This is a genomic window from Mesorhizobium sp. M1182, from assembly GCF_040318335.1.
Lineage (GTDB): Bacteria > Pseudomonadota > Alphaproteobacteria > Rhizobiales > Rhizobiaceae > Mesorhizobium.
On sequence record NZ_JAMYMD010000015.1, the window covers coordinates 1 to 19,606 of the forward strand.

Below are 19,606 nucleotides of genomic sequence, written 5' to 3' on the forward strand. Positions count from 1 at the left end.
ATGGCAAGGGCCGCCGGTCTGGGTCCATGGCGACGTCGCCTCGGGCAATCTGCTCGTCGAAGATGGCAAGCTCTACGCGGTCGTCGATTTCGGTAGTTCGGCTATCGGCGATCCTGCCTGTGATCTGGTGATCGCGTGGACGGAATTTTACGGCGAGAGCCGTCAGGCGTTCCGCGACGCCATTGCCCTTGACGAGCACAGCTGGGCGCGCGCACGGGGCTGGGCGTTGTGGAAGGCGCTGATCGTCGCTTCGGGACATGACGGCAACCAGCGCGAGCCGGAAAAATCGTGGCGGGTCATCGATGAGGTGCTGGCGGATCACACAAAACAGTCGAAGCGGGAAGGCTAATTCAGTCTGAACGCGTCCCGCTCTAATAACGAAAGCATTACTGCCCGCCCATCTCCTTCCTGAACGTATCGAAATCGACCTGCATGCCGTTGAAGATCGTGCTCCAATGGCGGGTCAGCGCTGAAACGGCGACCGCCTCCTGGATCTCCTCGTCGGTGGCGCCGGCGCGCTTGGCGTCCTGCGTGTCCGACCAGATACAGTAGTTGCACGGGATTTGCGCCGCCACCGCCAGCGAGATCAGCGACTTGACCTTCGGCGGCAGCGCCGTCTTGTCGCTGAGCTGGATGGCCTTGACCTCGGCCCATGCACCGGGCAGACCGGCTTTCGGGAACTGCTTTACGAAACCGGGCACCCCGCCCATGGTCGACTGGATGTCCGTGACGGTCGCGTCATACTCATCGGCATAAGAAGGAGCTGCAGCCAGGGTCAGCACACAGGTGGCGGCGAGCAGGCAGGCGCGGCGGATGGAAGAATGCGTTGATGAAAGAGTACGATAGGCAGACATGACATTCTCCTCTGGCGTTTGTTGGCCTTACGGTGTAAGGTAACGTCGAAAATGAACCTTACAGCGTAAGTTGTCAAGCGGCACCATGGACACATCGATCAAAAAAAAGCGACCGCGCGGCCGGCTGTCTCGCGAGATGATCGAGGATGCCGCTTTGAAGGTGATCGAGAGCGAGGGCCTCGCCGGGTTTTCGATGCGCAAGCTGGCGGCAGAACTCGGCTGCGAAGCCATGAGCATCTATCACCACTTTCCTTCGGTGGCGCATCTCTTCGAAGCCTTGGTGGATCGGCTGATCGGCTCCCTCGAAATGCCCGACGCGGACCTCCCTTGGCGACAAAGGTTACGCATTGCCGTGCAGGATTTCCGCCGCGTCGCGCGTGAGCACCCGGCCTTTGCCACGTTCCTTGTAACCTACCGGATGAATTCGCCGACCTGTCTCACTTGGCTGAACGGCATCCTTGGCCTGTTCGAGGCCGGCGGCTTCGGACCGCAACTGGGTGCGCGGCTGTTCCGCACCACCGGCTATTATCTGATGGGTGCCATCCTCGACGAGACTGCCGGCTATGCAAAGGGGCCTTCGGCCGTGACCATCGTCAGCGACGAGCAACTGGCGCAGGATTTTCCAAAAGTAGCTGCGGCCGGGCGTTATTTCGGCACCGCCGAATTCGACCGGACGTTTGATCTCGGCCTTGACATGCTCCTGGACGAAATGGAGCGCGCCCGCGACGGCACCATCGCGCCGAATACCGGGACTTGACCTCATGCGCTCCCTGTTCGCCCTGATACTGCTCATCGGTACCGGCATCGGCGTCGTCTATCCCTGGGCGATGACCAATTTCTCCGGCCGTGAGATCGGCACCTGGCGAGTTTACGACCAGGGCCGGTTCAAGCCGGTGACCGTGCCCCTGAGCGCACGCGACGGGCCGCTACGCCTGCTGGTCGACCTTACGGCAAGAGCCGAGCGCATCGTCTCGCAGCAGCGCACTGTGTTGACCCTCACTGCCGCCACCGGCGGCAGGACGGTGCTCGCCTCGACGCTGCAGTTCAATCACTCCGACAATCCGCGCCAGGTCAGCCCGCAACTGCCGGACAGGATCTTTCGCGACGAGGCTGGCCTGATCCCGACCGTTACCCCTGGTTCCTACATCTTCACCGTCGGTCCGGGCGACGCCGAAGGCATTCCGATGCGGGCCGTCGATCTCGTCCTGCGCTCGGGGGCCGGCGAGGTCGACCGCCGGGCGCGCCCGGTTGGTTTTTCCCTGATGGCGGCGGGCCTGGTCGGGCTGGTGCTGGCATTCCGTTTCGGCGGCCGTCGGCCGGAAAATCCGAACTCGCAGCCGCCACCGCCGCGCTGGGGCAGGGGCTCCAATTGAACTATCGTCATGCCTACCATGCCGGGAACTTCGCCGACGTCGTCAAGCATGTCGTGCTCAGCCGGCTGATCGAATATCTGAAACAGAAGGACAAGGCGTTTCGGGTCATCGACACCCATGCCGGGATCGGCCGTTACGATCTGTCCTCGACCGAAGCGCAAAAGACCGGCGAATGGCAAGGCGGCATCGGCCGGCTCGTCGATGCGGCCCTCGATGCGCCGGCGGCAGCACTGCTGGCGCCGTATCTTGAAGCCGTCCGCTCGCTCAATCCGGACGGCGGCATGAAAAAATACCCGGGTTCGCCGCTGATCGCCCGGCACCTGATGCGCAAGCAGGACCGGCTGTCGGCGGTCGAACTGCACCCTAAGGATGCCGCCAGGCTGAAGGCGCTGTTCGACGGCGACTTCCAGACCCGGGTGATCGAGCTCGACGGCTGGCTGGCCCTCGGCGCGCATCTGCCGCCAAAGGAAAAGCGCGGCCTCGTGCTCATCGATCCGCCTTTCGAGGAAGAGGGCGAGTTCGGTCGCTTGGTCGACGGGCTGCAAAGAGCCCATCGGCGCTGGCCAGGAGGGATTTACGCGCTGTGGTATCCGCTCAAGGACCGCAGGGCGGTCGCCGCCTTCCGCAAGGCGCTGAAGCAGACGGGCATTTCGAAGCTGCTCGACATCGGTTTTGAGATCAGGCCGGACGCCGTCGAGCCGAGCCTCGACGGCTGCGGCATGGTGGTGGTCAATCCGCCCTTCACGCTGGAAGGCGAGTTACGGACGCTGCTGCCGGCGCTGCACCGGCTGCTTGCACTTGAGCAGCCGTCGCATTGGACGCTGGACTGGCTGGCGGGAGAGTAGTTTGAGGGCGCGGCCCTGCCGTTCCGTCAGCGCAACCATCGTCACCACAACCACGGTCGCTACAACCGCTTGACCGCGCGTCAGCGAATCCGCACAGTGCGCGTAGTCGACCTTGAGAGGCTGCCATGACTCGCTTCGCCCAATCCGCCCTTGCCGCACTGCTCGCCTTTTGCACGCCGCTGGCTGCGCCTCTTGGCGTCACCCAGGCAGTCCAGGCGGCCGACCTTGCAATCTATACCGACGAGGATAGCGGCGTCTGCGGCGAGGCCTGGGTGCTGAACAAGATCACCGACCGCTTCTCCTATCAGGTGCATCACGTGCCGCATCTGCCGGATGTGCAGATCGTCGACTTCCAGCGCATCCACCAGCATCGCTATCTGCCGGCCGACGACACCTGGCCGATCGGCCGCCGTTATTGCGGCGCCACCGTCAGCCTCTCCGACGGCGGCGCTCGCACCATCTGGTACCTGATCGAAGAAGGCCAGGGCTTTGCCTCGATCGGCGACAATGTCGAATTCTGCGTCTCGGGCTTCGACCGCTGGATGGTCTACAACGGCCGCTGCCGCGTCCTGCGCTGACCAGCGCTTTCCGATCCCGACGGATTGTTGCGTCACTTAGGTGGTCGAGAAAAGGAACACCTGACGGCCATCAGGATCACGGACGATCACACGTCGGCCCATAGCCGTCGCCTTGACGTCCGCAATGATTCCAAAGCCGTTGGCCTTGGCGGCAGAAGCAGCTTCATCTGCGTTGGCGACTTCGAAGCCGATCATCGTTCCCGCTCCTTCCGGCGTCGTTGCTTCTGCCGGGTAGAGTTCGATCGCAAGCCCTTCACCTTGGAACGCGAAATGTATCGGACCGGAGCCATGCTGCTCTTGCCTGAAGGCAATTCCGAAATTCGCGTAGAAAGCCGCGGCTGATCTGGGATCAGCCGAAAACCATGTGACAAATGCCAAGCTCGGCAAGGAGGACATTCATACCTCTCTGGTGTTGAGGGTCCAAGGTCGGACGAGGTTGCGAAAATCGGAGACTTCCATGCATGTCAACGCCAACCGACCACATCGATCATTTTGCGGGGGAAACAGCACCACATGGATTCGCTTGTTTATACTGTTGCTCTCGGCGCGGTCGTTGCAGGCTTCGTCCAGGGGCTTTCCGGGTTCGCTTTCAGCCTGGTTGCCATGTCGATTTGGGTTTGGACCGTGGAGCCCCAGCTTGCTGCCGCCATGGCGGTCTTTGGGGCGCTCACCGGCCAGATCATCGCCGCCGTCACCGTCCGCCGGGGCTTCGACCTCAAGCTTCTGCTGCCATTCCTGATCGGGGGGATCATCGGGATTCCGGTCGGTGTCGCCATCCTGCCTTTGCTGGATGTGCAGTTGTTCAAGTTGGTCTTCGGAGCGCTGCTGGTCGTTTGGTGTCCCTTGATGCTCTTTGCCCGTCGCCTCCCTCCCATCACGGTCGGAGGTCCTGTTGCAGACGGCGCAATAGGTCTGGTCGGCGGCATCATGGGTGGACTTGGCGGCTTCACCGGCCCGGTTCCAACGCTGTGGTGCGTGCTGCGCCAATGGGAAAAGGACCGGCAGCGTATTGTTATCCAGAATTTCAACCTTGTGACCCTCTCCATGACGATGGCTGCCTATCTTGCGGCCGGAAAGATCAAGCTCGAAATGCTGCCGATGTTTGCCGTCGTCGCGCCGGCGATGTTGATACCGACACTCCTTGGCGCGAGACTCTACATCGGCGTTAGCGAGGCGACTTTTCGAAAGATCGTCCTCACACTCTTGGCCGCATCAGGTGCGGCATTGTTGGCATCGTCCTTGCCGCACCTCATAAGCCGGGTTTGAACGACACACAGAAATCCCGACTTCCGCCGTGCCATGCGCTATCGACCGATGCGGCCTGCTCCCGATAGGTAGGCGCAGATCAGTTCGACGAGTTGCTTTTGCAGCTCCGGCGCGGCGAGCATGTTCCGGCGTGCCGCGTTGTGGATCACACCTTCGATCGCTGACGACAGCACGCGCGCCACGGTCTCCGAGTCGGCGCCTTTCCTTGGCTTGCGATAAGTGGCGACAGCAGTCGCATAGTGATTGAGGTATTGTGCCTGGAACGAAGCATGGGCGGCCCTGGAGCCGCGATCGCCCGGCGCCTCGTCGAGCAGCACCTGATGTAGTGTCGGGTGAATGCTGTGCGCCGCGATCATGCCGCGCACCAGCTCCTGCGCGAATTTCCTTAGCGGCTTTTGGTCTTCCGCCGAATCGCGAATGACCGACAGCACATGATCGAAGTGACGGCGCCGGACGGCAGCGAGCAGGGAAAGCTTGTCGGGAAAGTACTGGTAGAGCGTGCCGATGCTTACACCTGCTGTCTCGGCAACCTTGTTGGTGGTGAAGCCGGCCCAGCCCAGCCCGCTCAGAACATGAGCCGCCGCCTCGATGATCGCCTCGACGGTTGCCCTGGAACGCGCCTGGCGCGGCTGTTTGCGCATGCGCGGATGCGGTTTTGCAATGCGAGTAGACACGTTCGCCCATTCTCCTGAAAACATAAACAACATACTCGCATTTCCGGAAAAGGACACCGACTATGAATGCGCTCGCTCTGCTTCGCAGCCTGTTTGCCTATCAGGCCTGGGCCAATGACGAACTGCTGGAAAAGCTCGCGAGTCTCGACCCGCATGTTCACGGCAAGGAACGGCAGGCCGTGATAGGGCTCATCGATCACAGCCATGTGGTGTCGCGGATATTCTCGGCGCACCTGGTTGACGCAAGCCATGGCTACTCCGCCGACACCACCGAGGACACGCCGGCGTTCGACGAACTTCGCGCCGCGGTCGCAGCGACCGATCGCTGGTATCTCGATTATCTCGAAACCGTTTCGTCGCGGCAGCTGTCCGAGTCCGTCGCATTCGTGTTCACCGACGGGCATTGATGTCGCGACAGGAAATGCTGACCCACGTCGTACTGCACGGCGGCTATCATCGCGGTGAAGCGGGGCGCATCCTGGCGCAGATTTCGGTCATGCCGCCATGGGATACCTTCGCCGTCCATCTCCACAGGGCCGAGCCTTCGCGCCGGCTGCAGATGAGCCGTGAGCCGCTCGGCGCCTGAACGGCCGAGCGCATTCGATCACGAGGTCGGCTCGACCGGATCTATCGAGCGATATCCTGTCCTTCAGAAATGCGAGCTATCTGCTTACTTTCATCGCGTCGTGCAAGATAGTGCAGCGGCGTGCTCGTCGCGTTGCTTCCTACTTACCTGTAGTTTATCTTTTCGAACAAGACGAGGCGGGCGACCGCCTTCGTTCTTGACAATGTTCGCGCTGGGCGTCGGACGTTGAAGCGCAAAAGCTGGTCGAAAAGGTCCTGAGCTTGACGAGAAGACCGGTCGAGATAGAGCGACCAGAATTTCTGTCGCAGAACTTCGCTGCGGGACACAAAGATTCGCAGCCGGTTTTTGCGCGGGTAAAATGGTCGCGCGCTCGCCGTAACCGAAACTTAAGCTGCAAAAATCATTCTAATGCTTCGCTGGCTAGCAAGCCGCGAGTCAGATATGCAATGCGCGCCGGGTCAATAACGGCCGTCGGCACAACGGAAGGGGCATGATATGGCTAAGCAGTCATCCAAAGCGCCGGCATCCAAGGCACCGGCAAAGTCACCGGCAAAGAAAGCACCGGCAAAAGCAGCCGCGGCAAAGGCCGCAACTGCTGTGAAGAAAGCAGCACCCGCGGCCAAAGCGAAGGCCGCTGCGCCTAAGGCAAAAGCAGCGCCGGCCAAAAAGCCGGACGCCAAGGCCGCGGCAAAACCGGCCGTGAAGAAAGCAGCACCTGCCAAGGCAAAAGCAGCACCGGCCAAGGCCAAGGCTGCACCGGCCAAGAAGCCGGCTGCAAAGGCCGTGGCGAAGCCCGTTGCGAAGAAGGCAGCACCGGCAAAGGCCGCCGCTGCGAAATCTTCCGCAGCAGTGAAGAAAGCAGCGCCCGCGGCCAAGCCGAAGGCAGCGCCCGCAAAGGCGAAGGCCAAGAAGTAGTCGCCGTTCTCCGATCGCCGGGGACAGTACTCAAGACAGCCATGGCGGGATGCCTAATAGGCGCCTCGCTTGCTGGCTGACGGTCGGGCAGGACGAGAAAGAGGCGGGAGGAAGACATCTTTTCGCAGCTCCCAGGACTTCGCCGTGCGGCGAAGTCCGGTGGGATTTTCGTGGCTGCCAAAACCAAACCTTCGGTGCAAGGCCTAGTTGGTAGTTGCTCGGATCTGGATTGTCCGACGCGCTCGCGTCTGCCGACGCACCTCCGATTCATCGCATCCGAACGCGAGACAATGGTTGTACGCTGGCGGCGCGGTTATCCGCCTCTGGCCGTTGATGAACCCTGCATGATCGGTCAACGTGCCCATGCACGAGCCCCTGTCGGAATCGATTTTCGGTGAGGGTCATGCACGAAGTCACAATGCTACCGCATCCTTTGCGCGTCCAATGGGGCATATGGAGCTGTAGCCGGCAAACAGGAATCGACAATGCCCAGACTGCTCTACGCGTCTACTTCTCCCTACAGTTCCAAGGTGCGCATGGCAGCACTTCATGCCGGCATCGCCGTCGATCTCGTGCCGATAAAGACCGAGGAAAGACCGGCCGCGCTGATCGGCGCCAATCCGCTCGGCAAGATCCCGGTGCTGGTGCTCGACGACGGCCGCTCGGTCCATGACAGCCGCGCCATCACCCAGCATCTCAACCGGATGTCGAAGAACGCATTGTTTCCGCGCAATCCCGACAAGCGCCTCGAGGCGGAGGTGCTGGAGGCATTGGCCGACGGCATCTGCGACTGCGCGCTGTCGATGGTCTACGAGCGGCGCACACGGCCGGAAGAGATGGTCTACCAGCCTTGGCTCGAGCGCCAGTGGACGAAGATTTCGGACGCGCTCGATCTGCTCAACGCAAACCCGCCGAAGCTGCCGAAGAAAATCACCCTCGGCCAGATCGCATTGCGCGCCTGCCTCGGCTATCTCTCGCTGCGCTTCGCTGGAAAATGGGAAAAGGGCCGCGGCCGGCTGACGCGCTGGGCGGCACGCTTCGACGAGAAATTCCCGGAGCTGAAGCCCGCCATCCCGGCTTGAGGGCGGGCGGCCCCAACCGGTGCCACAAAAAAAGCCGGGCGCGAGGCCCGGCTTTTTCGTGTCGTGGCTTGGACGACTTAGAACTTCATACCGACGCCGAAAGTGACGCGATTGTCGGTCGACTTGACCTTGCCGATACCGTCGAAGTCCTTCCTGCCGAAGTCCGTGTAACGATACTCGACACGGCCGAACACATTGTCGGTGATCTTGATGTCGGTACCGACGCCGGCTGTCCAGCCAAACTGCGTGTTGGTGTCGCTTACGCCGGCAGCTTCAATCTTCTGGTTCTTCAGCGCGCCACCGGCGGTGCCGTAGAGCAGGATGTCCGGGGTGACAGCGTAGCCGAGGCGGGCACGCAGCGAGCCCTCGAAGCCACCCTTGGCCTCGATGCCGGCATCGTCGCCCTTGACGCCGTTGTAGCCGATATCGGCTTCGGCACCGTAGACGAAGTTCTCCTGCTGCCAGTTATAGCCGCCGAAGACGCCGCCGACAAAACCCTTGGTGTCGACGTCGACGCCAATGTCTTTGGCTTTGGCGTGGCCAGCGAAGCCGTAGCCGACGCTCACACCGGCATAGGGACCGGCCCAGGATGCGACCGGAAGTTCTGCGATCGGGGCAGGTGCCGGCGGCTCTTCCTGAACCACGTCCGCGGCATAGGCGGTTCCGCCGAGGGCGAACAGCCCAAACGCCACCGCGAGCGGTCGCGCAAATTTAAGATTGGCTTGCATTGTTCTTTACTCCTTAAGCCACAGGACACAGGCTTGTTGTTTATGAGCGCCCTCAACCCGTCCGGGGGATGAAACGGATCCGGCGTTCAACGGTTCCAAATGTCGTGTCGAAATGCGGCTGAAGCGAACCTGAACTTGGGTCATTCCCTGGCACGAATGAGGCAGAACCTTGACGTTGCATCTTCGCAACAGCGAATGTCAGCAGGTTCGCCGTGCTGCACTGCACACGGCTTGGTGTAAGGGCTCCAGAGCCCTATATTGCGGGCGGGCTGGCCCGAATTCCGGTCGAGCCAAAACGCCCACCGGGCACTTTGCCACAATCCTGCCCCAGGTGGAAATGGGATTTAACGCTTGGCGGGCCATAATTTGCCGGCGCGATCCCGGCAGGCCGGAATCGGCATCGGATTAAGGATTGACAGATGAGCAAGGTCGCCGCGACGGCACTGGTGACGGGCGGTGCGAAACGGATCGGCAGGGCGATCGTCGAAGATCTTGCCGCGCATGGTTTTGCCGTCGCCATTCACTGCAATCGCTCGCTGGCCGAGGCGGAGGCACTGGCGGCCGAAATCAACAGTGGTCATTTTGGTCGACATGGCCGGGCCGCAGTGATTGCTGCCGACCTGACCGAGATGGACGCCGTCAGCAACCTGGTCGGTCGCGCGGCGGCGGCGCTCGGGCCGGTGTCGCTGCTGGTCAACAACGCCTCGCTGTTCGAGCACGACAGCGTTGAGGATTTCGACTGGCCGGCCTGGGATCGCCATTTCGCCATGCACGTCAAGGCGCCGGCGCTGTTGGCACAGACTTTCGCCCGGGCCTTGCCGCAGAACAGTGAGGGGCTGATCGTCAACATGATCGATCAGCGCGTCTGGCGGCCGACGCCGCGTTATTTCTCCTATGCGCTGTCGAAGTCGACGTTGTGGGCGGCGACCGAGATGATGGCGCAGGCGCTGGGTCCCCGCATCCGTGTCAACGCCATTGGTCCTGGCCCGACCTTGAAGAACACGCGCCAGCACGACAGCGATTTCGATGCTCAGATTGCCGGGCTGATCCTGAAACGCGGCCCGGAATTGCCGGAATTCGGTGCCACTATCCGTTATCTCTGGGCGGCACGCTCGGTCACCGGCCAGATGATCGCGCTTGACGGCGGCCAGCATCTTGCATGGCAGACGCCCGATGTGACAGGCATGACGGAATGAGCCCCATGGACCAGAAACAAAAAACGCGCGGTGGCGCCGACGACCTGCCGCCCGAAATCGACCTCGAGGACGAGGCGGCCGAGGAGGTCGTCGAGCCTGCAGCCAGCGGTCCGGACGTTACCTTCACCGCCATCGACTGGACCCCGCATGCCGGCGACGCCGACGGCATGGTCGGCGCCGAGGTGATCCAGACGCTGGTAAAGCGGCTGCCCAATGCGCCCGGCGTCTACCGCATGATGAATGCCGCCGGCGACGTGCTCTATGTCGGCAAGGCACGCAGCCTGAAGAAGCGGGTCACCAGCTACGCGCAAGGCCGGTTCCACACCAGCCGTATCGGCCGCATGGTGCGCGAGACATCGACGATGGAGTTCGTCGTCACCCGCACCGAGATCGAAGCGCTGCTGCTTGAAGCCAACCTCATCAAGCGCTTGCGGCCACGCTTCAACGTGCTGATGCGCGACGACAAGTCGTTCCCCTATATCCTGTTGACCGGCGACCATGTCTCGCCCGGTATTTACAAGCACCGCGGCGCGCGCTCGCGCAAGGGCGACTATTTCGGCCCCTTCGCCTCGGCCGGCGCAGTTGGCCGTACCATCAACTCGCTGCAGCGCGCCTTCCTGCTCAGGAGCTGCACCGACTCCTTCTACGAGAACCGCACCCGGCCTTGCCTTTTGTTCCAGATCAAGCGCTGCGCCGGCCCGTGCACCGGCGAAATCTCGCACGGCGACTATGCAAGGCTTGTCGCCGAGGCGAAGGATTTTCTCTCCGGCCGCAGCCAGAAGGTGAAGACGGAGATCTCCGCCGCCATGCAGCAGGCTTCGGAGAACCTCGATTTCGAACGCGCCGCCATCTATCGCGATCGGCTGGCGGCGCTGTCGCATGTGCAGAGCCATCAAGGCATCAATCCGCAGACCGTCGACGAGGCCGATGTCTTCGCCATCCATCAGGAGGGCGGCCAGGTCTGCATCCAGGTGTTCTTCTTCCGCACCGGCCAGAACTGGGGCAACCGCGCCTATTTTCCCAAGGCCGATCCGGCGCTCGAAGCCGGCGAGGTGCTGGGATCGTTCCTGGCGCAGTTCTACGACGACAAGCCGACGCCACGCACCATCCTGTTGTCGCATGGCGTCGAGGACCAGGAATTGCTGGCGGAGGCCCTCTCCACCCGCGCCGGCCGCAAGGTGTCAATCTCCGTGCCGCAGCGCGGCGAGAAGAAGGACCTGACCGACAACGCGCTGCAGAACGCGCGCGAGGCGCTCGGCCGGCGGCTCGCCGAAACCTCGACCCAGGCGCGGCTGCTCACTGGCTTTGCTGAGACCTTCGGCCTGGAAAAGCCGCCGGTGCGCATCGAGGTCTATGACAACTCGCACATCATGGGCACCAACGCGGTCGGCGCCATGGTCGTCGCCGGGCCGGAAGGTTTTGTGAAGAACCAGTATCGAAAGTTCAACATCCGCTCGACCGAGATCACGCCGGGCGACGATTTCGGCATGATGCGCGAGGTGATGCAGCGGCGCTTCTCGCGGCTGTTGAAGGAACATGGTGACGCCCCGCAAACCGAGGGCGCGGACGAGGCGAGCCCTACCGAACCGGGCGACGATATCGAGGACGCGGGCGCCTTCCCCGCCTGGCCCGACGTCATCCTCATCGACGGCGGCCAGGGCCAGATGACGGCGGTGCGCAAGATTCTCGCCGATCTCGGCATCGAGGACCGCGTCGTGGCCATCGGCATCGCCAAGGGTCAGGACCGCGATGCCGGCCGCGAACGCTTCTTCGTCAAGGGCAAGGCCCCATTCTCGCTGCCCGTTCGCGATCCGGTGCTCTATTTCGTCCAGCGGCTGCGCGACGAGGTCCATCGCTTCGCCATCGGTTCGCACCGCGCCCGCCGCAAGAAGGAGATGGTCAAGAGCCCGCTCGACGAGATCAGCGGCATCGGCCCCGGCCGCAAGCGCGCGCTGCTGATGCATTTCGGTACGGCCAAGGCGGTCAGCCGTGCCGCCGTCGAGGACCTGGTCAAGGTCGACGGCATTTCCGAGCAGGTGGCGAAATTGGTCTACAATCATTTTCACGAGAGCTAAGACGTATTGCCGACATTTCGGCTGGCTAATCGATTCTGGCCTGTTGACCCCCCACATTCGCTTCTGATTTGACTAAGCAGGCAGAAAGAGTTCCCAAAACATGGCTCAGCGCGCATTCAACCTGCCCAACATGCTCACCTATGCCCGCATCCTGGCGGTGCCGCTGGTGGTGCTGTGCTTCTTCCTGGAAGGGCATCTGAAATCGAGCGACTTCGCGCGCTGGTCGGCGCTCATCATTTTCCTGCTCGCCTCGATCACCGATTACTTCGACGGCTATCTGGCGCGCGCCTGGCAGCAGACCTCCAACATCGGCAAGATGCTCGACCCGATCGCCGACAAGCTGCTGGTCGCCACTTGCCTGCTGCTGCTTGCCGCCGACACCGACCGCCATGCCGGCATCGCCGGCTGGTCGCTATGGGCGGCGATCATCATCCTGTGCCGCGAGATCCTGGTCTCGGGCCTGCGCGAATATCTGGCGGCCTTGAAGGTCTCGGTGCCGGTGACGCAGCTCGCCAAATGGAAGACCACCATCCAGATGATCGCCATCGCCTTCCTGCTTGCAGGTCCCGCCGGCGACAAGATCTTCCCGCTGACCACCCAGACCGGGCTGGTGCTGCTGTGGATCGCAGCCCTGGTGACGCTCTACACCGGCTACGACTATTTCCGCGCCGGCCTCAAGCACATCATGGATGAATAAAATGTCGACGAAGCTCATCTATTTCGCCTGGGTGCGCGAGCGGATCGGCAGACCGGAGGAAGAGGTCGAACTGCCGGCCGGCATCGAAACGGTCGCCGACCTGTTGCGCTGGCTGAAATCGCGCGGCGAGGAGTACGAGAACGCGCTGCAATATCCTGACGTGATCCGCGTCGCCATCAACCAGGAACATGTCGAGCACCGCGAGAAGATCGCCGGCGCGCGCGAGATCGCGCTGTTCCCGCCGATGACCGGTGGCTGAACCATGTCCGCGGTGGTGCCGGTCGTGCGCATCCAGGCGGAGGATTTCGACGTCGCCGCCGAGATCGCCAGGCTGACCAGGGGTCGCAACGATATCGGCGCTGTGGTGACCTTCTCCGGCCTTTGCCGCGACGAGCAAGGCAGGCTCTCGGCGCTCGAGCTCGAACATTATCCCGGCATGGCGGAAGCCGAGATATCCCGCATCGCCGGCGAGGCAATCGAGCGCTGGCCGCTGCAGGGGCTCACCGTCATCCATCGCCACGGCAAGATCGCGCCGGGCGAAAACATCGTGCTGGTGGTGTCCGCTTCCGCCCACCGGCAGGCGGCGTTCGAGGCCGCGAATTTCCTGATGGATTATTTGAAATCACGGGCGCCGTTCTGGAAAAAGGAACACCATAGCGACGGTTCCGAGGGCGGCTGGGTCGATGCCAAGGATGCCGACGACAAGGCGGCGAGCCGCTGGAAGCAGCCGCCGTCCAAATAAATCCCTGCGACAGCCATCCCATACCCTGCCGGCCATTCATTGACCGTAATCCTGCGAGACCCTTTGCCGGAAGGGGAGCAGGATCATGCTGGACAGGATCGCCGAGTTCTTCATCTTCGGACTGGTGCCGCTGGCCGTCGGCATCCTGGCCGTCCCGGATCGTTCTGCGGCTGCCGAAAAGACCCTCAAGGGCGAGGTGATGTATCGCGAGCGCATCGCGCTGCCGCCCAATGCCGTGCTTTCCGTGCAGCTTGCCGACGTGTCGCTGGCCGACGCGCCGGTCGCAATCATCGGTGAGCGCAAGGTGGTGCCGGCCGGCCAGGTGCCGATCAAGTTCGAGATCAGCTTCGATCCGCGGGTGATCCGGCCTGATATGACCTACGCGCTGCAGGCGCGCATCACTGTCGATGACCGGCTGCTATTCGTCACCGATACGCGCCTCCAGGTCGACCCGCTCAGCGACGCGCCACAGACCATCATGCTGAAAATGGCGGCGCCGGGCGACGAGCCGGCGGCAGCCTCCGTGTTCGGCCAAAGTTGGCTGGTCGAATATATCGACGGCATCGGCGTGATTGCCGAGCCACGGGCGACATTCCGCATCAGCGAAGCCGGCAAGGCCGGCGGCAGCGGCCCTTGCAACGTCTATTTCGCCACTGCCAAGGTAAACGGCTCGACGATCGCCGTCAGCGACATCGGCTCGACCTTCAAGGCCTGCGCGCCTCAGGTCATGGCCGAGGAAAAGGCGCTGTTCGAGGCGCTGGCCAAAGCAGCATCCTACCACGTCGACGCCGGCAAGCTTGTCATCGCCGACAGAGACGGCCGCGACATCCTGCGCTTCAACGCCGCGAGCTAGCGCATCACCCAAGCCGATTACTCTCTGCGGCAGCTGTATGCCGATCACATTGTGTTTCAGCGGGAATAGGCCGGGCAGAGGGCGCGTTAGTTCCACATAAAAATGGCGGGTAAGGCAAAAGGGACGTCGTCCCTTCGTTGAAGCCGCCAGAATGGCTGCGGCTCGTTCTGGCCTTAACTCAAAGGAGTCCAGACATGAAAACGCACACGCTTATCCTTGCCGCCACCGGTGCATCGCTCCTTGCCTTTACCGGCCTTGCCAAGGCGGACGACCATCTCGTCAATGCTCTTGACCACGGTCTCAAAGCGGACAGCCAACCGTTCCAGACCAACAAGGCCGGCCATAGCGGCGATCTCGCACCGGGGCAGGGCAGCCCGTTTTCAGGTGAAGAGACCAAGACCCCGTCCACCGACACGGAAGCGGCGAACGAACATGCGAACGTGAAGGAACGCGAGGCGAAATAGACTGGCAGAACCCGCCGCTAGGGGGCGGCGGGCGACATGTATCGGGCGACGATGCCGCATCTCATGCGATATTTCTCAATTCGTCGCGAGTTTGAATACCGCGCCATAGTGATAGGGCGGCACATCAACCAGCTCGGCGAGCTTGAACCCGCTCGCTTCCACCGACGCGGTGGTCTGTTCGGGTGACAGCCTCAGCTCGGTCTTTGGCCCGCGCGGCTCGCCCAGGACCGTGGTTTGCTCGCGCGGATACTGGTGCCAGTTGACGATGGCAAAACGACCCGCAGGGCCAAGCGTCGCGCGCACGGCGCGGGCAAGCCGCGGCCGATCCGGAACGCCGTGGAAAGCGTTGGCGATAAAGACGAAGTCGACGGTTTGAGGCACCAGCCTGGCAAGGTCATAGGCGTCCCCCGCCAAAAACTCGCAATTGCCCGCGCCGCCTTCGGCCAGCCGCCGCCTGGCGACTTCGAGCAGATCGGCATCGATGTCGATTGCGATCACATGACGGGCGACCCTGGCGATTGGCAGCGTGAACCAGCCGTCGCCGCAGCAGAGATCGACCACGTCCGTGCCGGGCTTCATGCCGACCGCCGCCAGGACGCTGGCGGGCTCGGGCCACAGCGCTTCCCACCAGCCGCCGGTTGGCATTTCGGTGCCTTGGAAGAAACCGGGAATGGTGCTGGTCATGGCCTGGTCGGCTCCATTGTCGGGACCGCGTTTGATCCGCCCCTCCGAGCTTAACGCACCCGTGACCCGTCGAGGAGCCTGAAGCTGAAAATGTCCGCCACTGCATGTCGCGCAAAACTGTGCAGCGGTTTTGCGATAACGACATGCATCAAGACAAGAACCTGAAGCCCGTCGCAGGAGGCCGGTCGAACGCGACGCGCTTTAGCAAAAAAGGCCGGCTTTGTGCCGGCCTTCTTGATGGGGTTCGGGATGCCGGCTCAGCCGACGATCTCGGTGTCCGAGAACCAGTATTTGATCTCCTGCGCGGCGGTTTCGGGCGCATCGGAACCATGCACGGAATTCTCGCCGATCGACAGCGCGTGCAGCTTGCGGATGGTGCCTTCGGCGGCGCTTGTCGGATTGGTGGCGCCCATCACTTCGCGGTTCTTGGCAATGGCGTTCTCGCCTTCCAGTACTTGTACGACTGTCGGGCCCGACGACATGGATTCGACCAGCTCGCCGAAGAACGGACGCTCCTTGTGGACGGCATAGAAACCTTCCGCCTCGCGGCGGCTCATCCACACCCGGCGCGAAGCGACGACGCGCAGGCCGGCATCTTCCAGTATCTTGGTGATAGCGCCGGTGAGGTTGCGACGGGTCGCGTCCGGCTTGATCATGGAAAAAGTGCGTTCGAGCGCCATGGGATCGTCCTTGTGATGGAGAGTGGAATTGAAGGTGGCGGGCTCTATACAAGCCGCCCGCCGGCTTGCCAAGGGGAGGCCGGTGCAGCGCGCATTTCTGCGCTGGGGCAGCGGACTTTCAAGTCGAACCATGCCGCCGCTCATCTTTTTGCTGAGCATCGGATTTTCCGACAACCGGTACCCACTTTGGAGCCGACCGAGTGGCCGCCCTATAGCGCGTCGTCGTCAGCCTGAGACTACGTCGTCATAACTGCATCTCGATCGTCAGGTTGGCCGTGTCGCCAGCCCCGAGGCCTTCGCGAACCCGCACCGCGGTCTTGATCGGCAAGAGCAGGCTGCCGGATTTCTGGTCGGGAAACAGCGATGTCCGCCATCTGGTCTGGCCGATGACGGCTTCCACGCCAAGCGAGCCCCAGGGCCTTGCCATCCCCACCATCGCCGTCTTGATCCGGGCTCCAAGCTCCGGCGGCAGCGTCACGAAATGCCAGCCGCCCTTGCCCGGATAGACCCAGATCTCGGCCTGCATGTCGTAGCGAAACATTCTATGCCCTTCCTCAGGTCAAGCCCGTCACGACTGGCTTTGCCATGGTGTCTCGCTGGCAATGCTGATGATCGGCGAAACCATCCATGACATCCACAGCCCTGCAGGGAGGAGTCATTCTTCCCCGCGCAGCGCCGCCATTCCACTACCGCCTTGTCACGATAGACGGCCGCCGGGTTTCCCAGCCTTCCCGTTCCAGTTCCGGCACGCTGTGTTCCTCCGAGGGATAGCCGATGCAGAAGTAACCGATCAGCGTCCACTCCGGCGGCACATCCAGGATCGTCGCCATCTCCGCCGGATCGAGGATCGAGACCCAGCCCATGCCTATTCCTTCGGCCCGCGCCGCCAGCCACATCGTGTGGACCGCCATGACAGCCGAATAGTCTATGGTGGCCGGCATGGTCTGGCGGCCGAGCCCATGCCCTTGCTCGGTTGCGCGGTCGGCGAAAACCGCAAGCTGGCAGGGCGCCTCATTCAGGCCGGCAAGCTTCAGGCGCGAATACAGGGCGGCGCGTTCACCGCAAAAGGTTTGGAGTGCCTCCGCGTTGCAGCGCTCGAAGCAGGCCCTGACGGCGGCGCGGCATGCTTCGCTCTCGGCGACGACGAAGCGCCAGGGCTGGCTCAGCCCGACGGACGGCGCGGCGCTGGCAAGCTCGAGCAGCCGCTCCAGCGCTCCATCGGGGAGCGGCGTCGGCTTGAACCGCCTGACGTCGCGCCGCCACAGGAAAAGGTTGGCGAGCGCAGCGCGAAAATCGGCCGGGAACTCTGGGTTTGCCGTCATGGCGCGCTGCCTTTGTTGTGATTGCCCGGTTCGCCGGATGTTCGTCTTGTTTGCTTCGATCCAGGCACTGATGAGGCGCTTCGAGCGACACTTCGTCTACCCGCATTGTCGCATTTCGCCGGCTGGCAACTTGCAGCTAAGGCCGGACGACATCCCTGCCGGCAACGCCGTTGGACCTCGATCGGCAAAACAAAACCCGCCTCGGCAGGCCGGGCGGGCGTCGGTGCGAATCATCACCATATCGAGATTAGTAGCATAGCTGCCGGCACAAAGCAAGAACAAAATGTGGCGCCTCCGATAAAAACTGCCGATTTCAACTCTCGAGCGGGGCGATCGCTGCCGCCGCGACGTTGCGGCCGAGGCCGCCATGCAGATCGAGGCATCGTTCGAACCATTGCGCCACGACGTCGCTGTCGTCGAGCAGCCGGTAGGGCGTGGCGATGCGCGCCCATTGCAGCGCGCCGAAGACGATGTAGTCGGCAAATAGCGGCGACCGGCCGCCGATGAAGGGCTGATAGCCAAGCATCGAGCGCAGCGGCTCCAGCGAGGCGCGGAAGCCGGCGAGCCCGGCGTCGCGGGTGGCGTAAACCGCCTCCAGGGGCTTGCCGAAGCGCTGCTCGCGGTTCTGCCGGAAATAGGCGGCGTTCGCCTCGTCCTGCATAGCGTGCAGGTCCAGTATCGCAGCGGTGGTGACGTAGGGATGGATGGTCAGCTGCGACCAGCGTTCGATGAAGCACGCCGTCGCCTTGCCGCCGTCGCCGGAAAACAACGTCGGCCGCTCGGGATAGGTCTCCTCGAGATAGAGCGCGATGGCGAAGGAATCGGCGACCACCGTCTCGCCGTCGCGGATCACCGGAACGAGCTTCGAGACGCCGCCTTCCACCTTCGGCACTTCGACGAAACGGGTCGGCACGCTGGTGATGTCGAGCCCTTTGTGGGCCAGCGCCATCGCCGCCTTCCAGCAATGTGGGCTGAATGGGCGGGCGGCATCGCGTCCGACAAGGTCATAGAGCAGAATGGTCATTGGCGGCAGCGTCCTTGCAGTCTAACTATGCCCGAAACAGACCCGCGCAGGGGGTCTCGCAGGTCGAGAGAAAATGAAACAGCATTTCAGGATGTTTGCGGCCTACAATCAATGGGCCAACGGCCGCATCTACGATGCCGCCGCCGATCTCGACGAGGAAGAGTTCGACCGCAATGTCGGCGTCTTCTTCGGTTCTATGATGGGAACGCTCAACCACCTCCTGGCAGCCGACCGTATCTGGATGAAACGCTTCACCGGCGAGGGCGACGCGCCGGCAAGGCTCGACACGGTCCTGCACCGCGCCTTGCCAGGCTTGCGGCTGGCGCGCGAGGCCGAGGACAAACGGATCATCGACTGGGTCGACGGCCTGAGCGACAAGGCGCTGTCGGGCCGCTTCTCCTACATGACCGTCTCGGATATGCGCACCGTCTCGCAGCGGCTGGCGCCGGCGCTCGACCACTTCTTCAACCACCAGACCCACCATCGCGGCCAGGCGCATGCGATCCTGACCATTCTGGGCAAGCCAAGCCTCGGACTGGACCTGACGATGTTCCAGCGCAGCGAGGAGGGCAGGGCTTTCGCCTGAACCTGGGGCGGCTGGTGAAGCGGACGGTGGATAGAGGGCGATCTGCCGAGATTGCAAAACGCGCCAAAACATTTTATGGAGCGGACGGTCGTGAGGGCGGCCGCTTCAGCAGCATTCAGCAGCATCCAGCAGCAACAGCGAGAATTGGCACGCATGCCCAATGAACCCTTGCGCCTCGTGGCGTTCTTCGCCGTGGTCCTGGCGCTTCTCAACTCCGGTTATTATTTCCACCAGGGCGACATTGTCGCGACCATCTATTTCATGATCGGCGCCATTCTTGTGACCGCGGTAACCCGGATGAGCATCAGACGGCAGCTGATTTAGGACCGATCTTCTTATCTGGCCGCCATCTCGACGGCTGGTTCGCTTCGACTGCGATCGA

At 62.6% G+C, this 19,606-nt stretch carries 28 protein-coding genes; 19 read left to right on the forward strand and 9 right to left on the reverse strand.

Annotation, left to right across the window (positions count from 1 at the left end; genetic code table 11):
- Positions 1–349: phosphotransferase (locus tag NKH33_RS18565; protein ID WP_352920932.1), on the forward strand; the 349-nt coding region annotated here is incomplete at its 5' end.
- Between the two features lie 37 nt (positions 350–386).
- Here the strand turns inward: NKH33_RS18565 and NKH33_RS18570 are convergent.
- Positions 387–854 (reverse strand): carboxymuconolactone decarboxylase family protein, encoded by a 468-nt coding sequence (locus NKH33_RS18570; protein WP_352920934.1) that lies wholly within the window; start codon positions 852–854, stop codon positions 387–389.
- Positions 855–939: 85 nt separating this feature from the next.
- Between NKH33_RS18570 and NKH33_RS18575 the strand changes: the two genes are divergently transcribed.
- The 4 genes from NKH33_RS18575 (at position 940) to NKH33_RS18590 (ending at position 3,650) form a co-directional block, all read left to right on the forward strand.
- The gene (locus NKH33_RS18575) at positions 940–1,611 is read left to right on the forward strand and encodes a TetR/AcrR family transcriptional regulator (protein WP_352501858.1); all 672 of its coding nucleotides are present in this window, start codon (positions 940–942) and stop codon (positions 1,609–1,611) included.
- 4 nt (positions 1,612–1,615) lie between these two features.
- The gene (locus NKH33_RS18580) at positions 1,616–2,227 is read left to right on the forward strand and encodes a hypothetical protein (protein ID WP_352472592.1); all 612 of its coding nucleotides are present in this window, start codon (positions 1,616–1,618) and stop codon (positions 2,225–2,227) included.
- Positions 2,224–3,072, forward strand: a complete 849-nt coding sequence (locus tag NKH33_RS18585; protein ID WP_352501859.1) for a 23S rRNA (adenine(2030)-N(6))-methyltransferase RlmJ — start codon at positions 2,224–2,226, stop codon at positions 3,070–3,072. Before NKH33_RS18580 ends, NKH33_RS18585 begins: the two co-directional genes overlap by 4 nt.
- 125 nt (positions 3,073–3,197) lie before the next feature.
- Entirely contained in the window at positions 3,198–3,650 is a 453-nt protein-coding gene (locus NKH33_RS18590) for a hypothetical protein (RefSeq protein WP_023677684.1), read from the forward strand.
- Positions 3,651–3,686: 36 nt separating this feature from the next.
- On the opposite strand, the gene NKH33_RS18595 is transcribed toward NKH33_RS18590, so the two are convergent.
- Positions 3,687–4,046 (reverse strand): VOC family protein, encoded by a 360-nt coding sequence (locus NKH33_RS18595; RefSeq protein ID WP_352501860.1) that lies wholly within the window; start codon positions 4,044–4,046, stop codon positions 3,687–3,689.
- Positions 4,047–4,163: 117 nt separating this feature from the next.
- Between NKH33_RS18595 and NKH33_RS18600 the strand changes: the two genes are divergently transcribed.
- On the forward strand, positions 4,164–4,916 hold the full coding sequence (locus tag NKH33_RS18600) for a sulfite exporter TauE/SafE family protein (protein WP_352920936.1): 753 nt from the start codon (positions 4,164–4,166) through the stop codon (positions 4,914–4,916).
- 38 nt (positions 4,917–4,954) lie between these two features.
- Here the strand turns inward: NKH33_RS18600 and NKH33_RS18605 are convergent, their stop codons facing one another.
- A complete protein-coding gene (locus NKH33_RS18605) occupies positions 4,955–5,590 on the reverse strand; it encodes a TetR/AcrR family transcriptional regulator (protein WP_352920938.1) in 636 nt (211 codons plus the stop codon).
- A 62-nt stretch (positions 5,591–5,652) separates the two neighbouring features.
- Here NKH33_RS18605 and NKH33_RS18610 point away from each other — a divergent pair, with 62 nt between their 5' ends.
- The 4 genes from NKH33_RS18610 to NKH33_RS18625 all read left to right on the forward strand — a co-directional run bounded on the left by NKH33_RS18610 (position 5,653) and on the right by NKH33_RS18625 (position 8,173).
- Positions 5,653–5,997: a hypothetical protein gene (locus NKH33_RS18610; RefSeq protein WP_352920940.1), complete on the forward strand. Its 345-nt coding sequence runs from the start codon at positions 5,653–5,655 to the stop codon at positions 5,995–5,997.
- A 14-nt stretch (positions 5,998–6,011) separates the two neighbouring features.
- Positions 6,012–6,176 (forward strand): hypothetical protein, encoded by a 165-nt coding sequence (locus tag NKH33_RS18615; RefSeq protein WP_352920942.1) that lies wholly within the window; start codon positions 6,012–6,014, stop codon positions 6,174–6,176.
- 495 nt (positions 6,177–6,671) lie between these two features.
- Positions 6,672–7,091 carry a hypothetical protein gene (locus NKH33_RS18620; protein ID WP_352920944.1) on the forward strand — a complete coding sequence of 140 codons (420 nt, stop codon included), beginning with the start codon at positions 6,672–6,674 and terminating at the stop codon, positions 7,089–7,091.
- A gap of 485 nt (positions 7,092–7,576) precedes the next feature.
- Positions 7,577–8,173, forward strand: coding sequence for a glutathione S-transferase family protein (locus tag NKH33_RS18625; protein WP_352472598.1), 597 nt, complete (start codon positions 7,577–7,579; stop codon positions 8,171–8,173).
- Between the two features lie 77 nt (positions 8,174–8,250).
- On the opposite strand, the gene NKH33_RS18630 is transcribed toward NKH33_RS18625, so the two are convergent.
- Positions 8,251–8,901, reverse strand: a complete 651-nt coding sequence (locus tag NKH33_RS18630; RefSeq protein WP_292662341.1) for an outer membrane protein — start codon at positions 8,899–8,901, stop codon at positions 8,251–8,253.
- 419 nt (positions 8,902–9,320) lie between these two features.
- Here NKH33_RS18630 and NKH33_RS18635 point away from each other — a divergent pair, with 419 nt between their 5' ends.
- The 7 genes from NKH33_RS18635 (at position 9,321) to NKH33_RS18665 (ending at position 14,928) form a co-directional block, all read left to right on the forward strand.
- Positions 9,321–10,097, forward strand: coding sequence for an SDR family oxidoreductase (locus tag NKH33_RS18635; RefSeq protein WP_352472599.1), 777 nt, complete (start codon positions 9,321–9,323; stop codon positions 10,095–10,097).
- Complete coding sequence (uvrC, locus tag NKH33_RS18640) at positions 10,094–12,172, forward strand: excinuclease ABC subunit UvrC (protein ID WP_352920946.1); 2,079 nt, start codon at positions 10,094–10,096, stop codon at positions 12,170–12,172. Before NKH33_RS18635 ends, uvrC begins: the two co-directional genes overlap by 4 nt.
- Positions 12,173–12,272: 100 nt before the next feature.
- Positions 12,273–12,869 (forward strand): CDP-diacylglycerol--glycerol-3-phosphate 3-phosphatidyltransferase, encoded by a 597-nt coding sequence (gene pgsA, locus NKH33_RS18645; protein WP_352481786.1) that lies wholly within the window; start codon positions 12,273–12,275, stop codon positions 12,867–12,869.
- 1 nt (position 12,870) lies between these two features.
- Positions 12,871–13,128 carry a molybdopterin converting factor subunit 1 gene (moaD, locus tag NKH33_RS18650; RefSeq protein WP_023677674.1) on the forward strand — a complete coding sequence of 86 codons (258 nt, stop codon included), beginning with the start codon at positions 12,871–12,873 and terminating at the stop codon, positions 13,126–13,128.
- Between the two features lie 3 nt (positions 13,129–13,131).
- A complete protein-coding gene (locus NKH33_RS18655) occupies positions 13,132–13,611 on the forward strand; it encodes a molybdenum cofactor biosynthesis protein MoaE (protein WP_352874348.1) in 480 nt (159 codons plus the stop codon).
- An 85-nt stretch (positions 13,612–13,696) separates the two neighbouring features.
- On the forward strand, positions 13,697–14,464 hold the full coding sequence (locus NKH33_RS18660) for a YbaY family lipoprotein (protein WP_352920948.1): 768 nt from the start codon (positions 13,697–13,699) through the stop codon (positions 14,462–14,464).
- A 194-nt stretch (positions 14,465–14,658) separates the two neighbouring features.
- Positions 14,659–14,928 (forward strand): hypothetical protein, encoded by a 270-nt coding sequence (locus tag NKH33_RS18665; protein ID WP_023677671.1) that lies wholly within the window; start codon positions 14,659–14,661, stop codon positions 14,926–14,928.
- 75 nt (positions 14,929–15,003) lie between these two features.
- Here NKH33_RS18665 and NKH33_RS18670 read toward each other — a convergent pair whose 3' ends face one another.
- The 5 genes from NKH33_RS18670 to NKH33_RS18690 form a co-directional block, all read right to left on the reverse strand.
- On the reverse strand, positions 15,004–15,612 hold the full coding sequence (locus tag NKH33_RS18670; protein ID WP_352457647.1) for a class I SAM-dependent methyltransferase: 609 nt from the start codon (positions 15,610–15,612) through the stop codon (positions 15,004–15,006).
- A gap of 257 nt (positions 15,613–15,869) precedes the next feature.
- A complete protein-coding gene (ndk, locus tag NKH33_RS18675) occupies positions 15,870–16,292 on the reverse strand; it encodes a nucleoside-diphosphate kinase (protein ID WP_352820224.1) in 423 nt (140 codons plus the stop codon).
- Between the two features lie 244 nt (positions 16,293–16,536).
- Positions 16,537–16,833 carry a DUF1905 domain-containing protein gene (locus NKH33_RS18680; protein WP_352617688.1) on the reverse strand — a complete coding sequence of 99 codons (297 nt, stop codon included), beginning with the start codon at positions 16,831–16,833 and terminating at the stop codon, positions 16,537–16,539.
- Between the two features lie 145 nt (positions 16,834–16,978).
- Positions 16,979–17,614 carry a 5,6-dimethylbenzimidazole synthase gene (gene bluB, locus NKH33_RS18685; RefSeq protein ID WP_352617690.1) on the reverse strand — a complete coding sequence of 212 codons (636 nt, stop codon included), beginning with the start codon at positions 17,612–17,614 and terminating at the stop codon, positions 16,979–16,981.
- A 313-nt stretch (positions 17,615–17,927) separates the two neighbouring features.
- Positions 17,928–18,638 carry a glutathione S-transferase family protein gene (locus NKH33_RS18690; protein ID WP_352920951.1) on the reverse strand — a complete coding sequence of 237 codons (711 nt, stop codon included), beginning with the start codon at positions 18,636–18,638 and terminating at the stop codon, positions 17,928–17,930.
- A 73-nt stretch (positions 18,639–18,711) separates the two neighbouring features.
- On the opposite strand from NKH33_RS18690, the gene NKH33_RS18695 reads away from it, so the two are divergent.
- Complete coding sequence (locus NKH33_RS18695) at positions 18,712–19,224, forward strand: DinB family protein (protein WP_352472607.1); 513 nt, start codon at positions 18,712–18,714, stop codon at positions 19,222–19,224.
- A 90-nt stretch (positions 19,225–19,314) separates the two neighbouring features.
- A complete protein-coding gene (locus tag NKH33_RS18700) occupies positions 19,315–19,548 on the forward strand; it encodes a hypothetical protein (protein ID WP_352920953.1) in 234 nt (77 codons plus the stop codon).
- Positions 19,549–19,606 lie beyond the last annotated feature (58 nt).